Annotated in this window: 11 protein-coding genes and 1 pseudogene; 9 read left to right on the top strand and 3 right to left on the bottom strand. The window is 72.1% G+C overall.

All coding sequences use genetic code 11. The features are described 5' to 3' along the window. Positions 1 to 81: 81 nt before the first annotated feature. Positions 82 to 594 (bottom strand): RICIN domain-containing protein, encoded by a 513-nt coding sequence (locus tag BI06_RS39620; protein WP_369826373.1) that lies wholly within the window; start codon positions 592 to 594, stop codon positions 82 to 84. Positions 595 to 1,017: 423 nt separating this feature from the next. Between BI06_RS39620 and BI06_RS39615 the strand changes: the two genes are divergently transcribed. From BI06_RS39615 to BI06_RS39585, 7 genes and pseudogenes are all read left to right on the top strand, one after another. Beyond that, on the top strand, positions 1,018 to 2,574 hold the full coding sequence (locus tag BI06_RS39615) for an alpha-L-arabinofuranosidase B (RefSeq protein ID WP_043476656.1): 1,557 nt from the start codon (positions 1,018 to 1,020) through the stop codon (positions 2,572 to 2,574). Between the two features lie 490 nt (positions 2,575 to 3,064). After that, positions 3,065 to 4,054, top strand: a complete 990-nt coding sequence (locus BI06_RS39610) for a LacI family DNA-binding transcriptional regulator (protein ID WP_051742850.1) — start codon at positions 3,065 to 3,067, stop codon at positions 4,052 to 4,054. A gap of 524 nt (positions 4,055 to 4,578) precedes the next feature. Beyond that, positions 4,579 to 5,562 (top strand): ABC transporter substrate-binding protein, encoded by a 984-nt coding sequence (locus BI06_RS39605; protein ID WP_030394417.1) that lies wholly within the window; start codon positions 4,579 to 4,581, stop codon positions 5,560 to 5,562. A 77-nt stretch (positions 5,563 to 5,639) separates the two neighbouring features. Next, a complete protein-coding gene (locus BI06_RS39600) occupies positions 5,640 to 7,163 on the top strand; it encodes a sugar ABC transporter ATP-binding protein (RefSeq protein WP_043476654.1) in 1,524 nt (507 codons plus the stop codon). Next, positions 7,160 to 8,242 carry an ABC transporter permease gene (locus BI06_RS39595; RefSeq protein ID WP_030394415.1) on the top strand — a complete coding sequence of 361 codons (1,083 nt, stop codon included), beginning with the start codon at positions 7,160 to 7,162 and terminating at the stop codon, positions 8,240 to 8,242. The genes BI06_RS39600 and BI06_RS39595 overlap by 4 nt, the downstream gene beginning before the upstream one ends. Then, a complete protein-coding gene (gene yjfF / locus BI06_RS39590; protein WP_082559024.1) occupies positions 8,239 to 9,210 on the top strand; it encodes a galactofuranose ABC transporter, permease protein YjfF in 972 nt (323 codons plus the stop codon). The genes BI06_RS39595 and yjfF overlap by 4 nt, the downstream gene beginning before the upstream one ends. A 176-nt stretch (positions 9,211 to 9,386) precedes the next feature. Continuing rightward, positions 9,387 to 9,707: pseudogene (locus BI06_RS39585) on the top strand (gfo/Idh/MocA family oxidoreductase); the annotation flags it as partial. An 88-nt stretch (positions 9,708 to 9,795) separates the two neighbouring features. Here BI06_RS39585 and xylA read toward each other — a convergent pair. Continuing rightward, a complete protein-coding gene (gene xylA, locus BI06_RS39580; protein WP_043476650.1) occupies positions 9,796 to 10,968 on the bottom strand; it encodes a xylose isomerase in 1,173 nt (390 codons plus the stop codon). Between the two features lie 93 nt (positions 10,969 to 11,061). On the opposite strand from xylA, the gene xylB reads away from it, so the two are divergent. Together xylB and BI06_RS39570 are read left to right on the top strand one after the other, a co-directional pair. Continuing rightward, positions 11,062 to 12,492 (top strand): xylulokinase, encoded by a 1,431-nt coding sequence (gene xylB / locus BI06_RS39575; protein ID WP_043476647.1) that lies wholly within the window; start codon positions 11,062 to 11,064, stop codon positions 12,490 to 12,492. Positions 12,493 to 12,567: 75 nt separating this feature from the next. Then, the gene (locus BI06_RS39570) at positions 12,568 to 13,737 is read left to right on the top strand and encodes an ROK family transcriptional regulator (protein ID WP_030394410.1); all 1,170 of its coding nucleotides are present in this window, start codon (positions 12,568 to 12,570) and stop codon (positions 13,735 to 13,737) included. Between the two features lie 145 nt (positions 13,738 to 13,882). Here the strand turns inward: BI06_RS39570 and BI06_RS39565 are convergent, their stop codons facing one another. Next, on the bottom strand, positions 13,883 to 15,691 hold the full coding sequence (locus tag BI06_RS39565) for a glycoside hydrolase family 6 protein (RefSeq protein WP_051742833.1): 1,809 nt from the start codon (positions 15,689 to 15,691) through the stop codon (positions 13,883 to 13,885). Positions 15,692 to 16,824: the final 1,133 nt, after the last annotated feature.

Genomic DNA, 16,824 nt, shown 5'->3' with positions numbered 1-16,824 from the left:
TGACGGTGGCCCGCACGCGCCCCCACGCGCGCACTCCTGCGCCCCGCCGCACGGAGCGACGGGGCGCTGGAGTGCCCTCGGTCAGAGGAACCGCCAGAGGTGGTCGGAGGTGCCGTTGTCGTCCCACAGGACGGCCTCGGCCCCCTGGGAGGTGGACGCACCGGCGATGCCGAGCATGCGGCCGCTGTTGGCGTTCCGCAGGCCGTGGGAGCCGTCGGCCGCCCCGACGACGGTCCACCGGTGGTCGGCGGTGCCGCTGTCGTTCCACTGGAGCACCGGGGCGTCGTCGGCGGTGGACATGTCCCGCACGCCCAGGACCCTGCCGCTGTTGACGTTGCGCAGCCGCAGCGCGGTGCCGTCGACGACGAGCTCCCAGTCGTGGTCGGCGGTGCCGCTGTCGTTCCACTGGAGGGCCGGCCGACCGTCCGCGGTGGACATGTTCTGGACGCCGAGCACGAGCCCGCTGCCCGCGTTGAGCAGGCGGAACCCGCTGGTCCTTCTGGTGTTCCAGTAGACGGAGCAGTTGAAGCCCTGCGCGTCGTGGAACGGCCCGAGGGCGACGGTCGAACCGTTGGCGGTCGCGGAGAAGGCCAGACCCGTGGTGCCGGTGCGGGTGATCGACGCCGGATCGAGGGTCCTTCCGGGTGGGGGAGGAGGCCGACAACCGGTCCGTTAGCGCTGACAAGAATTGGATCGGACGGCGCTGGGCCGACGAGTGGCCGGCGAGTGGCGGAGGTTCGGTCAACGGGCTGCCGGGGGCGCGAGGAGCGCGGCATCAGACCTTTCGGCAGGTGTCACGTTTATAGCTCCGGCCGCCAGATCCCGTCCAGAGGTGCGAAGACGCGGCTTTGTTGGCCGTGTCGGACGCCTTGACGCCGTCTCCACGGGTGGTGATAGTGGTGAGTCGTTTGACGGGGTCCACTCATCTCCGCGAGGGTCCCGGCGCGCCGATCTTGCAGCCGCAGATTGTTAGCGCTAACAAAACTCCCCTTCCTCCACCCGTGCAAGGGAGCCTCCATGACGTATCGCCAAGTGATCCGCCGCGCCCGGAAGGCCGTTCTCGGGGCCGCTCTGACGGCCGCCCTCACCGCCGGCGTCCTGACCGGCAGCGCCACCACCTCGCAGGCGGCCACCCAGGGCCCGTGCGACATCTACGCCGCCGGCAACACGCCCTGCGTGGCGGCGCACAGCAGCACCCGGGCGCTGTACGGCTCGTACAGCGGAGCGCTCTACCAGGTCAGGCGTGGTACCGACGGTGCGACGAGGGACATCGGGGTGCTGAGCGCGGGCGGGTACGCTGACGCCACCGCCCAGGATTCCTTCTGCGCCGGCACCACCTGCGTCATCACGGTCGTCTACGACCAGTCCGGCAAGGGCAACCACCTCACCCAGGCACCCGGCGGCGGGGCGGCCGGCGGGCCGGACAACCTCGCCAACGCCTTCCAGGCGCCGGTCACCGTCGGCGGGCACAAGGCCTACGGCGTCTACGTGGCCCCCGGGACCGGCTACCGGAACAACCACACCAACGGCATCGCGACCGGCGACCAGCCGGAGGGCATGTACGCGATCTTCGACGGCACGCACTTCAACAGCGGCTGCTGCTTCGACTACGGCAATGCCGAGACGAGCAACAACGACGACGGCAACGGCACCATGGAGGCCCTCTACTTCGGCAACAGCAAGGCCTGGGGCTGGGGCAGCGGAAACGGCCCGTGGGTCATGGCCGACCTGGAGAACGGCCTGTTCTCCGGGGTGAACCGCGGCTTCAACGCCAATGACCCGAGCGTCAGCAACCGCTTCCTGACCGCCATGCTCAAGGGCGGGCCGAACCAGTGGGCCCTGCGCGGCGGCGACGCCCAGGCGGGCAGCCTGTCGACCTTCTACAACGGCATACGCCCCACCGCCGGCGGCTACAACCCGATGAAGAAGCAGGGCGCGATCATCCTCGGTATCGGCGGCGACAACAGCAAGTGGGCCCAAGGCACCTTCTACGAGGGCGTCATGACCTCGGGCTACCCCTCGGACGCCACCGAGAACGCCGTGCAGGCCAACATCACCGCCGCCGGCTACACCAGCGGCTCGACCGGCACCGGCACGCTGACGCCCGGATCCCGGATCTCCCTCCAGGCCACCACCGCACCCTGCTGCACCTCCCACTACCTCCGTCACGACGACGCGGACAGCAAGGTCGTCATCTCCGCCACAAACTCCGCCAGCTCGGGACTCGACAAGGCCGACGCCACCTGGATCGTGCGCGCCGGCCTGGCCAACAGCTCCTGCGTGTCATTCGAGTCCGCCAACAGCCCCGGCCGGTTCCTGCGCCATTTCGACTACCAGCTCTACCTCAACACCGACAACGGTGGCGGCGACTTCGCCCAGGACGCCACCTTCTGCCCCACTCAGGGCAACAGTGGGACCGGCACGTCCTTCAGGTCCGTCAACTTCCCGTCGAAGTTCCTCCGGCACTACAACTACACGGCCTACGTGGCCGCCAACGGCGGCTCCAACAGCTGGGACAGCACGACCAGTTGGGCTGCCGACACGAGTTGGACGGTCGCCCGGCCCTGGGGCTGAGCCGACCGGTTCGGTGGATGGGGCGGACCCGGTCGTGGGTCCGCCCCGTTCGCCGTTCCCGCCTGTGATGCTTCGGCGTCGGGGGCTTTCGCCGGCGGGGGAGGAGCGGTACTTCCCCCGACCCATCGGCGTGTTCGCGACGCGCACGTCACCCGCGAAGCACCGGAGGGCCTTCGGCTGCGGGTCGTCCCTCCCCGGCCGCCTCCGGGAGTTCCGCTCCGACGGGTCGGCACGTCATCCGGGGCGTGCGCCGCCCACGTCGAGGAGAGGTGCCCCGGCCTGCCCCCAGCCTGCCCCCGGCGGGCGTCCCGAGGCTGGAGCGAGGCCCTGACCTCGCCCTTTTCTGTTAACGCTAACCTATGTGTTGCGCATTATAGGCATGAGACAGTGGCGCCGCCGCACCGCCATGAGGCGGACGGGCGGACCGTGGCACCGGAGGGGGCAGTACGTGGGAGCCGAAGCGGTCGGTACGGAGGTGCGACAGCCGGTGATGGCGGACGTCGCGAAGCTGGCCGGCGTCTCCCACCAGACGGTGTCCCGGGTGCTCAACGGCGCTCCACACGTACGGCCCGGCACCCGCGAGAGGGTGCTCGCCGCGATCCGCGAACTCGACTACCGGCCCAACTCGGCGGCCCGTGCCCTGGTCACCCGCCGCTCGCAGACCCTCGGTGTGGTCACCTTCGACTCCACGCTCTACGGGCCCGCGTCGATGCTCGACGGCATCGAGCGCGCCGCCCGCACCGCCGACTACTTCGTCAGCGTCGCCAGCCTGCGCTCCCTGGACAGCCGCTCCGTGCAGGAGGCCGTGGACCGGCTGCGCGACCAGGGCGTGGAGGGCGTCGTGGTGATCGCGCCGCAGGTCTCCGCGGTCGGCGCCCTCGCGAAGCTGTCCAGCCCGGTTCCGGTGGTCGCGGTCGGTTCCGGCGGCCGCTCCCGGGTGCCGATGGTGTCGTTCGACAACCGGGCCGGGGCCGAGGCCGCCACCCGCTACCTGCTCGACCTCGGCCACCGCACCGTGCACCACCTCGCCGGCGCCACCGGCTGGATGGAGAGCCGCGACCGCCAGGACGGCTGGCGGCGGACCCTGGAGGCCGCCGGCGCCCGCGTGCCGCGGGCCGGGACGGGGGACTGGAGCTCCCGCTCCGGGTACGAGGCGGGCCGCCGGATCGCGCACGACCCCGAGGTCACAGCCGTCTTCTGCGCCAATGACCACATGGCCCTGGGGCTGCTCCGCGCCCTGTACGAGGCGGGCCGGGCGGTCCCGGGAGAGATCAGCGTGATCGGCTTCGACGACATCCCCGAGGCCGCGTACTTCACCCCGCCCCTCACCACTGTCCGCCAGGACTTCGGCGAACTCGGGCGCCGCGCCCTCGAACTGCTCCTCAAGGAGCTCGACGGCGTCGGCCACGGCCGCGACCCGGTGCGGATCTCCCCGGAGACGGTCCTGCGCCGCAGCGCCGGCCCCGCCCACCGCGACTGACCCCACCCGCCCGTCGCCGTCGGGGCGGCCCCGCCTGCGGCGACTGATGCCGCCCACCCGCCCGCTCGTCGACGCCCGGGTGTCGACGAGCAGTTGGGGTGTCCGCCGTTCCGCCGGTCGAGGTCCGCGAAGATGCAGTCCCTCGGTGGGGCGCGGTGGATCCTGCGGGCGCCGGGAAATCCGTGCGGGCAGCGGGTGCTCCGCGTCCGAAGGTCGGGGCCGGTCGGGCGCGGATGCGGGCCCTGCCACGCCCCGCCGAGGGTGCGCAGTGGCGCGGTCGGTCCGGTCGCGGAGGTCGGGAGGTGTCTCCGCCGAGTGATCAACTCCCGTGTCCGTCGGCGAGTTGACGGGAGCTCGGGCCGTCGCGGATGGCGCGGTCAAGATTGGGTAACGGGGCGCGAGAGCCTTGCCGGTTGCGATTGTGAGCGTTAACAATCTGTTTCGAGCGAAACGGCACCGATACCTCCCGTTCATCTGGACCGGTGCCGTTCGCGCGATCGACGATCCCGAGAGGAAGTCCCACCATGCCCAAGAGAGCTGCGGCGGCCCTGGTCGCCGGTGCGATGGTCACCGTTCTCACCGCGTGCGGTTCCGGCGGTGGCGGAGGCTCGGCCGACAAGGGTGCCGGTCACAAGCTGGTCGTGGGCTTCTCGCAGGTCGGCGCGGAGAGCGGCTGGCGTACCGCGAACACCAAGTCGGTCCAGGAGTCCGCGAAGAAGGCGGGTATCGAGCTCAAGTTCTCCGACGCGCAGCAGAAGCAGGAGAACCAGATCAAGGCGATCCGCTCGTTCATCCAGCAGAAGGTGGATGTCATCGCCTTCTCGCCGGTGGTGGAGTCGGGCTGGGACACCGTGCTGAAGGAGGCGAAGGACGCCAGGATCCCGGTGATCCTCACCGACCGGGCGGTGGACTCCAAGGACGACTCGCTCTATGTCTCCTTCCTCGGCTCGGACTTCGTCGAGGAGGGCAAGAAGGCCGGCGACTGGCTGGTGAAGGAGTACCAGGGCAAGTCCGACGAGGTGAACATCGTCGAGCTGCAGGGCACCACGGGTTCGGCGCCCGCCAACGACCGAAAGGCGGGCTTCGGTGACGTCATCAAGGCCGAGGCGAAGTTCAAGGTCGTGGCCTCGCAGACCGGTGACTTCACCCGGGCGAAGGGCAAGGAGGTCATGCAGGCCTTCCTGAAGGCCCAGCCGAAGATCGACGTGCTGTACGCGCACAACGACGACATGGCGCTCGGGGCGATCCAGGCGATCGAGGAGGCCGGCAAGAAGCCGGGCAGCGACATCAGGATCATCTCGGTGGACGGGGTCAAGGACGCCTTCACCGCGATGAGCCAGGGCAAGATCAACGTCGATGTGGAGTGCAACCCGCTCCTCGGCGACCAGCTGATGGACCTGGTGAAGAAGGTCAAGGCCGGCGAGCAGGTCCCGAAGCGGATCAAGACGGAAGAGGGTGTCTTCACCCAGGACCAGGCCGCTGCCGCACTGCCGACCCGCCAGTACTGATCGGGCCCGCCCGCCCGGGGAGTGATCGGCGGATCGCTCCCCGGGCGGGCCGGGTCGCACAAGAGAGGAGAACCGGGGTGCGTCAGCAACCGGTCCTGGAAGTGCGGGGGATCCGCAAGGAGTTCCCCGGGGTGGTGGCGCTGGACGGGGTCGACTTCCGGCTCTTCCCCGGCGAGGTGCACGCCCTGATGGGGGAGAACGGCGCCGGCAAGTCCACGCTGATCAAGGTGCTGACCGGAGTGTACCCGGCGGACGGCGGCGAGGTGGTGCTGGCCGGGCAGCGGGTGCGGTTCGCCGGTCCGCTGCAGGCCCAGCAGGCGGGCATCAGCACCGTCTACCAGGAGGTGAACCTCTGCCCGAACCTCTCGGTCGCGGAGAACATCTTCATCGGTCGCGAACCGCGCCGTCTCGGCCTGATCGACTGGGCCGAAATGCGCCGCAGGGCCGCCGAACTGGTCCGGACGATGGAGCTGGACATCGACGTCACCGCGCCGCTGGACAGCTACTCCATCGCGATCCAGCAACTGGTCGCCATCGTCCGCGCGGTGGACGCCTCGGCCAGGGTACTGATCCTGGACGAGCCGACCTCCAGCCTGGACCGCGAAGAGGTGAGCCGGCTCTTCACCGTGATGCGGCGGTTGCGCGACCAGGGGGTCGCCGTCCTGTTCGTCTCGCACTTCCTCGACCAGATCTACGAGATCTGCGACCGGATGACCGTGCTGCGCAACGGCCGGCTCGAGGGCGAGTACCTCACCAGCGAGCTCAACCAGGTCGAACTGGTCTCCCGGATGATCGGTGCCGAACTCGCCGGACTCGACCAACTCGCCGGCGGCAAGCGGCGCGAGCGCTCCGCCCCGACCGGCGACCGGGCCTTCCTGCGAGCCCAGGGCCTGGCCCGCAAGGGCGCCGTCGAACCGTACGACCTCGCCATCCGGCCCGGTGAAGTGGTCGGCCTGGCAGGCCTGTTGGGATCCGGCCGGACCGAGGCCGCCCGGCTGCTGTTCGGCGCCGACCACAAGGACCGCGGCACGGTGCGGATCGACGACGCCGAGACGGACCTGCGCAGCCCGCGCGACGCGATCGGCCACGGCATCGCGTTCTGCTCGGAGAACCGCAAGACCGAGGGCCTGGTCGGCGAGCTGACCGTCCGGGAGAACATCGTGCTGGCGCTGCAGGCGGCCCGCGGCTGGGCCCGTCCGCTCTCGCGCACCACGCAGGACAAGCTGGCGCTGCGCTGGATCCGGGCCCTGGACATCCGCCCGGGCGACCCGGAGGCGCTGGTCCGCAACCTCAGCGGTGGGAACCAGCAGAAGGTGCTGCTGGCCCGCTGGCTGATCACCGACCCCAAGCTGCTGATCCTGGACGAGCCCACCCGCGGCATCGACATCGGCGCCAAGGCCGAGATCCAGAAGCTGGTCGCGGACCTCGCCGAGAAGGGCATGGCGGTGCTGTTCATCTCCGCCGAACTGGAGGAGGTGCTGCGGCTCAGCCACCGCGTCGGTGTGCTGCGCGACCGCCGGATGGTCGCCCAACTGCGCAACGACGACGCGCTCACCCCGGAGCGCGTCCTGGCCACCATCGCGAGTGGAGCGGAACAATGACCACGGCGTCGACCACCGCGAGGGCCAAGGCGTTGACCCGGTACCGGCTGTTCTGGCCGGCCGTGGTGCTGGCCGTGCTGCTGCTCGCCAACCTCGCCTTCACCTCGGACTTCTTCGCCGTCCACATCAAGGACGGCCACCTGTACGGCAGTACGGTCGACATCCTGCACTTCGGCGCTCCGCTGATCCTGGTGTCGCTCGGCATGACCCTGGTGATCGCCACCGGCGGCATCGACCTCTCGGTCGGCTCCACCGTCGCCATCGCCGGCGCGCTGGCCTGTCTGCACATCAGCGAGGCCGCCGACCCCGCGAGTCCCGGCACGGTGTTCGGCGCGATCGGCATCGCGCTCGGTACGGCGGTGCTGCTGGGCGTCGCGAACGGGGTGCTGGTGGCCCGGCTCGGAGTACAGCCGATCATCGCCACCCTGATCCTGATGGTCGCCGGCCGCGGCGTCGCCCAGCTGATCACCGACGGCCAGATCATCACCGTCACCAGCGAGCCGTACAAGCTCATCGGCGGCGGCTACTGGCTGGCGATGCCGTTCGCGATCCTGCTCAGCGGGCTGGTCGCCCTGCTCACCGCCCTGCTCACCCGTTCCACCGCGCTCGGCCTGCTGCTGGAGTCGGTCGGAGGCAATCCGGTGGCCAGTCGGCTGGTCGGTATCCGGGCGATGCGCCTGGTCGGTCTGGTCTACGTGTTCAGCGCACTCTGCGCGGCGGTCGCCGGACTGATGGTCTCCTCCAACGTCTCGGCGGCGGACGGCAACAACGCCGGCCTGTGGATCGAACTCGACGCCATCCTCGCGGTGGTGATCGGCGGGACGTCGCTCAACGGCGGCCGCTTCTCGATCGGCGGCACGGTCCTCGGCGCGCTGATCATCCAGACCCTCTCCACCACGGTCTACACCATCGGCATCCCGCCGGAGACCACGCTGGTCTTCAAGGCCTTCGTGGTGATCACGGTCTGTCTGATCCAGTCGCCCAACTTCCGTGCCGAGGTCGCCCGGCGCGGCGCCGGGCGCCGGAGCGTCGACCGGCCGCGTCCTGCCACCACCACGAACCGGGAGGTCGGCGCGTGAACGCCAACGCCCTGGTGACCCGAGTGCGCGGACAGATCCCGCTGCTGGTCACCTCCGTCCTGCTGGTGTCGATGTTCACCGTCGGCTCGGCGCAGTACGACGGCTTCTTCTCCGGGCAGGTGCTGCTCAACCTGCTGATCGACAACGCCTTCCTGCTCGTGGTCGCGGTCGGGATGACCTTCGTCGTGCTGACCGGCGGCATCGACCTGTCGGTCGGCGCGGTGGTGGCCCTGTCCACCATGGTCTCGGCCTGGCTGGTGGAGCGGCACGGCTGGCCGCCGCTGCTGGTCATCCCGCTGGTGCTGCTGATGGGCACGGCCGCCGGCTGGGTGATGGGATGGGTGATCCACACCTTCGAGATCCAGCCGTTCATCGTGACGCTGGCGGGCATGTTCCTGGCTCGGGGCCTGTGCTACACGATCAGCATCGAGTCGATCTCCATCACGGACCCGTCGTACACCGCGATGGCGCAGACCCGGATCCCGCTCGGCGACCTGTTCGTCTCGCCGAGCGTGGTGATCGCGCTCCTGGTGGTGGCGGCCGGATTCGTCGTACTGCACTACACCCGGCTCGGGCGCAACGTCTACGCGATCGGCGGCAGCGAGCAGTCCGCCCTGCTGATGGGCCTGCCGGTGGGACGGACCAGGACCACCGTGTACGCCATCAGCGGCTTCTGCTCGGCGCTCGGCGGTGTGCTGCTCACCTTCTACATGCTCTCCGGCTACGGCCTGCACGCGGTCGGGCTGGAACTGGACGCGATCGCCGCCGTGGTGATCGGCGGAACCCTGCTCACCGGTGGCTCCGGCTACCTGCTGGGCACCGTGCTGGGCGTGCTGGTGCTGGGCCTGATCCAGACCGTGATCAGCTTCCAGGGCACCCTCAGCTCCTGGTGGACCAGGATCGTGATCGGCGGGCTGCTGTTCGTCTTCATCGTCCTGCAGCGCCTGATCACCGTCCGCCGTCGCTGACCCGGCGCTCCGACGCGTCACACCTGCCCGACCGACCCGGCACGGCCTGCCCCGGCCGTGCCGGGAGTCCTGACGAGCGGTCGGTGGGCGCCGGCGACACCGCCCGATGGTCCCCGCCGGGTCCACCGGCCCCCCGCTTCGCCGGGCGACCCAGCGGTGACCGCCTCCACCGCGCACCCACGCTCACGCCGGACGACCCGGCGCTCGCCCATGTGGCCCCGGAGCTGCGCGCGGCCTTCGCCTCCGGCACCGCTCCCGTGCACGACCGCTCCCGGCTCCCGCGCGAGTTCGCGCACGCGCCCAACGGGCACGAGGGCAGTCACCACTTCCTCGCCGACGACTTCGCCACCGCGGTCACGACCCGGACACCCCCGGCGCTGAACGCCTGGACCGCCGCCCGCTACACCCTCCCGGGCATCGTCGCCCACCGATCGGCCCGCCAGGGCGGGGTGCGGCTGCCCGTCCCCGACCACGGGGACGGCCCCCGAACCGCCTGACAGCCCGGCCTCCGGGGCGGCGGGCCGACCGGTGGGCGCCGCGAGCCGGGTCGTGCGAGTCGCACGACCCGGCTTCGCCGCGGTCGGGTCAGCGGGCGCCGAGGAGGTGTTCGAGGGCGAGCTGGTCCAACTGCTCGAAGGCCATGCCGCGGCGGGCTGCGGTGTCGACGTCGAACTCCTCGAAGGCGGAGCGGTCCGCCAGCAGCCCGGCGAGCCCGTCCCCGGCCGTGGGCAGGGCGAGTTCGGGGAGGCGGGAGGCGGCCAGCGCGGCCCGGACCTCGGGGTCGTCGCGGAAGGCGCGGGAACGTTCGGCCAGCAGCAGGTAGTTGCGCATGCAGCCGGCCGCCGAGGCCCAGACGCCGTCGAAGTCCTCGGTGCGCGGCGGCTTGAAGTCGAAGTGCCGGGGGCCGTCGTAGCCGGCCGACTCCAGCAGGTCGACCAGCCAGAAGGCCTGCCGCAGGTCGCCCGCGCCGAAGCGCAGGTCCTGGTCGTACTTGATGCCGGACTGGCCGTTGAGGTCGATGTGGAACAGCTTGCCGTGCCACAGGGCCTGGGCGATGCCGTGCGGGAAGTTCAGCCCGGCCATCTGCTCGTGGCCGACCTCCGGGTTGACGCCGACCCGCTCGGGGCGCTCCAGCCGGTCGATGAACGCCAGGGCGTGGCCGACGGTGGGCAGCAGGATGTCGCCGCGCGGCTCGTTGGGCTTGGGTTCGATCGCGAAGCGCAGGTCGTAGCCCTGCTGCTCGACGTACTCGCCGAGCAGGTCGAAGGCCTCCTTGAGCCGGTCGAGCGCCGTGCGCACGTCCTTGGCCGCGCCGGACTCCGCACCCTCGCGCCCGCCCCAGGCGACGTAGACCGACGCGCCGAGCTCGGCGGCCAGGTCGATGTTGCGGACGGTCTTGCGCAGCGCGTAGCGCCGGACGTCACGGTCGTTGGCGGTGAAGGCGCCGTCCTTGAAGACGGGGTGGGTGAAGAGGTTGGTGGTCGCCATCGGGACCTTCAGCCCGGCGGCGTCCAGCGCGGTGCGGAACCGCTTGACGGCTCGCTCGCGGCCGGCGTCGTTCGAGCCGAAGGGGATCAGGTCGTCGTCGTGGAAGGTGACGCCGTAGGCGCCGAGTTCGGCCAGCCGCCGGACGGACTCGGCCGGGTCGAGGGCGGGGCGGGTCGCGTCACCGAAGGGGTCGCGGCCCTGCCAGCCGACGGTCCACAGACCGAAGGTGAACTTGTGCGCGGGGGCGGGGACGAGAGGGTCGCTGGACATGGAGCGGCTCCGGATCGGTGCGGAGGGTATTTGTCAGGGCTCTCAACAAATTAGTATGCCGGAACGTTAGAAGGAACCCCTCCGGAGGAACGCATGGCTGAGCAGCGCGTTGTGATCGGCTTCGACAGCTCGACGCAGTCCACCAAGGCCCTCGCCGTCGACATCGAGACCGGCGCCGTCCTGGGCCAGGGCGTCGCCCCGCACACCGTCAGCACGGGAGCCGGCCGCGAGAGCGACCCCGAGCAGTGGTGGCAGGCGCTCGGCGCAGCCGCGGCGGCAACGGGCTGGGCCGACCGGGCGGCCGCCGTCGCGGTCGCCGGCCAGCAGCACGGACTGGTCACCCTCGACGCCTCCGGGGCACCGGTCCGCCCGGCACTGCTCTGGAACGACGTCCGGTCCGCGCCCCAGGCCGCCGGACTGAAGGCCGCGATCGGTGCGGCGGAACTCGCCCGCCGCACCGGCAGCGTGCCGACCGCCGCCTTCACCGCCACCAAATGGGCCTGGCTGCGCGCCGTCGAACCCGCCGCCGCCGACCGGGTCGCCGCCGTCCGCCTCCCGCACGACTTCCTGACCGAACAGCTGACCGGCGAGGCGGTCACCGACCGGGGCGACGCCTCCGGAACCGGCTGGTGGGGTCCGGACGGCTACGACCTCGCCCTGCTCGACCGCATCGGACTCGACCCGGCCCTGCTGCCCCATGTCCTGGCACCGGGCACGCCCGCCGGTGCAGTCCGCCCCGGGACGCCGCTGCGCGCGGGAGTACCGGTGGCCACCGGCACCGGCGACAACATGGCCGCCGCCCTCGGGCTCGGCCTGCGCCCCGGGCAGCCGGTACTCAGCCTCGGCACCTCCGGCACCGTCTACGCCGTCGGCGGCACCAGGCCCGCCGACCCGAGCGGCACCGTGGCCGGCTTCGCCGACGCGCTCGGCGGCTGGCTGCCGCTCGCCTGCACCCTCAACTGCACCCTGGCGGTCGACCGCTTCGCCGCCCTGCTCGGCCGCGGTCGCGACGAGGTCGAGGACGGCGGGACCGTCGTCGTCCTGCCCTACCTGGACGGCGAGCGCACCCCGGACCTCCCGGCCGCCTCCGGGCTGGTCCACGGACTGCGCCACGACACTTCTCCGGGACAACTGCTCCAGGCCGCCTACGACGGCGCCGCCCACGCACTGCTCGCCGCCCTGGACGGCGTGCTGAGCGCGGGCGGAGCGGACCCGGCGGGGGAGGCGCCCCTGCTGCTGATCGGCGGCGGCGCCCGCGGCCGGACCTGGCAGCGGACCGTACTGCGGCTCTCCGGCCGGGCGGTCCAGGTGCCCGAGGCGCAGGAGCTGGTCGCGCTCGGCGCCGCCGCCCAGGCCGCCGCCCTGCTCACCGGCGAACCCGCCGACGCGGTGGCCCGCCGCTGGCGGACGGCCCACGGCCCGGTGCTGGAGCCGGTCACGAAGGACGAGGAGGCGCTGACGCGGATCGGCGATACCCTGCGTCGGGCCGGGGCCTTGCAGGATGCCCCGGCCGAGGACCGGTAGGAGGGGCGGCACGTGACGGTGGTCGGAAGGGCGGCGGACAGGAGCGCGGAGCACGGCCCCGCGTCGCAACAGGACATGCGACGGCAGAACCTCGCCGTCGTCCTCGGCGCGGTCGCCACGCACAGCCCGCTCTCCCGCGCGGACGTCGCCGGGCGGGTCGGGCTCACCAGGGCGGCCGTCTCCTCCCTGGTCGACGAACTGATCGGCCGCGGCGCGGTGACCGAGGCGGCGGCCACCGCCAGCGGACGGGTCGGCCGCCCCGGACGGGCACTGACCCTGCGCGACGAGGGGCCGGCGGGCCTCGGCCTGGAGATCGGCGTCACCCACCTCGGCGCGTGCGTGGTGGACCTGCGAGGCGAGCCGAGGGTCTGGCGCCGGGTGGAACGGGCCAACGCGGGCCGCCCGGCCGGGCAGGTGCTGGCGGAGGCCGCCGCGTTGGCCGCCGAGACGGAGGCGGAGGCCGCCGCCCTCGGCCTGCGCGTCGAGGGACGCCTCCTCGCCGTGCCCGGAGTGGTGCCGAACCAGCCCGGCGGCCTGGTCGAACGCGCGCCCAACCTCGGCTGGTGCGGCGTCCGGCTCGCCGACCACTGGCCGGACCCGGACACCGTGCCCGAGCCGGAGAACGAGGCCAACCTCGGGGCGCTCGCCGAGTACTGGAACGCCGGGCGCCCCGAGGAGACCTTCGTGCACGTCTCCGCCGGGAGCGGGATCGGTGCCGCCCTGGTCATCGACGGGCGGCTGTTCCGGGGGGCCCGCGGCTTCGCCGGCGAACTCGGCCACCTCCCCGTCCACCCGGACGGACCCGAGTGCGCCTGCGGTGCCCGCGGCTGCCTGGAGCAGTACGCGGGCGAGGCGGCCGTGCGACGCGAGGCCGGCCTGGCGGGCGGCCCCACCGGGACCGGCCCGGGCGACCCCGTCGCGCTGCTCGCCGAGCGGGCGGCAGCCGGGCACGTGCCCACCCTGCGGGCCCTGGACCGCGCGGGTCGCGCGCTCGGCCTGGCGCTCACGTCCGCGGTCGACCTCGTCGATCCGGACAGCCTCGTCCTCGGGGGTGCCTACGCCGAACTCGCCGAATGGCTGGTGCCGCCCGTGCGGGCCGAGCTGGCGGCCCGGGTCACCGTGCGGCCGTGGGCTCCGGAGGCGCTGCGCCCGTCCGCCCTGGGCCGGCGCGGGCCCCTGCTGGGTGCGGCGTTGACGACGGTCCGCCGGATCAGGGCGGATCCCACCCTGCTGCCCGCCGGGTGAGCGGCTCGTCCGGTGGCGGGCCCGCCTCGGCCGACGCGCGCGGACCGTGGCCGACGACGTGCCCGACGGCGTGGCCGACGACGACGTCGCCGACCGTCCGGAACCCCGCGGGCTCGGGCTCCGGACGGTCGGCGGGCGTGCCGCGCTACAGCGCCGGGTAGGCGTTCTTCAGCAGCTGCTGGAACTGGGCGGAGAACCAGTCACCGGCCAGCGGAGCGTCCGGAAGCGCGCCGGACATGCTGTTGTTGTTCCGCGGGTTGCCGGTGTACGTCGGGTCGCACATCCGGTCGAAGCCCTTGCCGTCGTTGTTCGGGATCTCCTTGCTGGCCCCGTCCGACTCGCCCGGCGGCTTCATCCAGACGTAGGCGTCGATGCCCGCCGCCGGTGCCGCCTGCGGGCGCTCGCCGAGGCCGGCGCCCGCCTGGTTGCACCAGTTGCCGGTCTGGAACCGCCGGTCGTAGCGCCCGCCGTCCACGTACGCGTCGACGCCCGTCCGGGGCCCGGGGCCGGCCGGCCGGGCGGTGCCGCCCCAGCCGTTGCGCGAGGTGTCGATCAGCATGCCGAGCTTGGGGTCGAAGCCGATCGAGACCAGCTTGTTGCGCATCGCCTGCGCGTAGGACAGCTCGTCGACGTACCGGTTCCAGTCGACCCACTTGGACTGGCGGACGGAGGTGCCGTTGACGCTGTCGTCGATGGTGAAGTTGTTCTCCTTGAGCGCGCTGTAGTTCGCGGTGTTGACGATGAAGCCGTGCACGTTGGCGACGGTGGAGCCTTCGGCGGTGGCGGCCTGCTTGAACAGCTCGGCGGACGCGCCGAGGTTGTCGTCCCAGCCGAGCCAGCCGTGGTGCCCGGCGTCGACGTAGTTGTACACATTGGGCACGGCACCCAGCTTCTTGAGCGCGTAGCCGACGCCCGTGATGTAGTTGCCGTTGGCCTTCATCACGTCGCACGCAGGGGTCGCGGTGGCGCGCGGCGTGACGTTGGTGGCCAGGTTGGGCAGGGAGTCGATCTCGACCGCGGTGACGATGCGCAGCCCCGCGTACTTCGGATCGGCGAGGATGGCCGCGAGCGGGTCGATGAACTCCGTCCTGTACCGGCCGATCTCGGTCGGACCGAGTTCACCGTTGGAGGCGAGCGCGGAGCAGTCCCGGCCGGGCAGGTCGTAGACCACGAGCTGGACGACGAGTTCGCCGCTGCCCTTCTGTCGCAGTGCCTCGTCGAGGTGGGCGCGCAGGCCCATCTTTCCGTTGGCGCCGGTCACGGCCGCGATCCGGTCCAGCCAGATGCCGGTGGGCTGGTCGGCGACCTTGCCGCCGCCGGGCTCGGCGGCGGCGTGCGCGGACCACTCGGGGTTCACGTAGACCTTCGCGCCGGCGTACGGGTTGTCGACGCGGCTGCCGGGCGGCGTCGTGGGCGTGCCGGTCGGGGTGGCCGTGGGGGTGCTGGTGGGGGTGGTGGTCGGGGTGCCGGTCGGCGTGGGTGTCGAGGTGCCGCCGCCGTCGCAGAGCACGCCGTTGAGCTTGAACGCGGTGGGCACCGGGTTGGCGCCGCTGTACGAGCCGTTGAAGCCGAAGGAGGTGGAGCCGCCGGTCGCCAGCGTGCCGTTGTACGAGACGTTCCGCGCGGTGACGGTTGCCCCGGACTGGCTGGCGGTCGTGTTCCAGGCCTGGGTCACCTGCTGGTTGCCGGCGAAGGTCCACTCCAGGGTCCAGGAGCTCAGCGGATCACCGGTGTTGGTGACGGAGACGTTGGCGCCGAAGCCGGTGCCCCACTGGTTGGAGACCTGGTAGTCGATCCTGCAGCCGGCCGGGGCGGCGCCGGCCGAGGTGGTCAGCACGGTGGCCGTCGCGCCGGTCGCCGTGAGCAGGCCGAGGGCGGCGAGCAGGGCGGTCCGGCTGCGCAGCCGGTCGGCGCCGGGGCGGTGGGGCCGGGTGGCCCGGGGGAGGATGCTCATGGTGCGGGGGTTCCCTTCAGTGTCCGTTCAGGGCGCGAAGGTGGTCGCGCAACCCGATTCCGAATGCGGTGGGAGTACCGTCGTAACCGCTGACCAGGGCAGGACCGGAGGAGCAGTCCCAGGTGTTCCGGGGCCGGCCCGGGTACGAGAGCCCGTGGTCGTCGGACCACTTCATGACGCGGTCGACGAACGCGTGCCCGCAGGTGTGTTCTCACCGATCTCGCCCGCCACGAGTGGGACGCGGGCGGCGACCGGAGCCAGGGTGGAGGTCCAGCAGCTCTCGCCGCCACAGGAGTTGAAGCTGTGGACGTGTCAGACGGCGGCCGGCTGGCGGGCCGGGTCTGCGGGGGGTGGCGGAGCCGACCGCTCAGGTCGTTCGCGCAGGCGATCCCGGGTACGAGCGCCACGTTGCGCGAGCCGGTGGCCCGGGCGGCGTCCACGAGGTCCTGCGAGCATTCCACGGAGCAGCCGGACGACGCCGCGGTGCCCAGGGCCCGCACCTGCACGGTGCGGACAGGGCGCCCGTCAGGGTGAGGACCGCGCCGCCCAGCGGTGCCGTGAGACGTGGAGGGTGTCGCATGAGCGACTCCTTGCAGCGAGGACGCGCCGCTCCCGGCGCGTCGACTGACGGAACCGCTCCCACTGGTGGGCACCGACCGTAGCGTCAACTTCCGCCAAGGAAAAGAGGAGTTGCAGGGATTTCTCGGCTCCGGTGTTCGACTCTTCAAGCCTCTTGACCCACCTGCGGGCATCCTTCACAGTGGGAGCGCTCCCACTGGTTCGAACGTTGTCCTTCCAGGACTGCTGTGCAGCAAGGATCCGGCATTCAACTCGGCAGCGGGCCTGGCAGGTTCGCGGCTTCAGCTCTGCGCGGCGGCCGGCCCGGCCGGCGGGTTCGGCGACCCCTCGCGGTGCCGGCCTCGGCGGCCTGCCGGGTCGCACGGGGCCGGCAGCCGCGCAGTCCCGTTCCGCAGACCGCAGACAAACGGGAGGACCCCATGGCTGTGCGACGGCTGCCGGCCCCGGCGCCGGTTGCGCCCTTCGTCCGGCGGGACCGCCGCCGAATCGGGACCTGCGTCCGGTCCCACCCCCCCTGACCGCCCGCCCCGACCGAGGGGTGACCGGACCGGCGG

The sequence above is a fragment of the Kitasatospora sp. MBT66 genome, assembly GCF_000710405.2.
Classification (GTDB): domain Bacteria; phylum Actinomycetota; class Actinomycetes; order Streptomycetales; family Streptomycetaceae; genus Kitasatospora; species Kitasatospora purpeofusca.
This window is presented reverse-complemented; position numbering and strand designations above follow the sequence as displayed.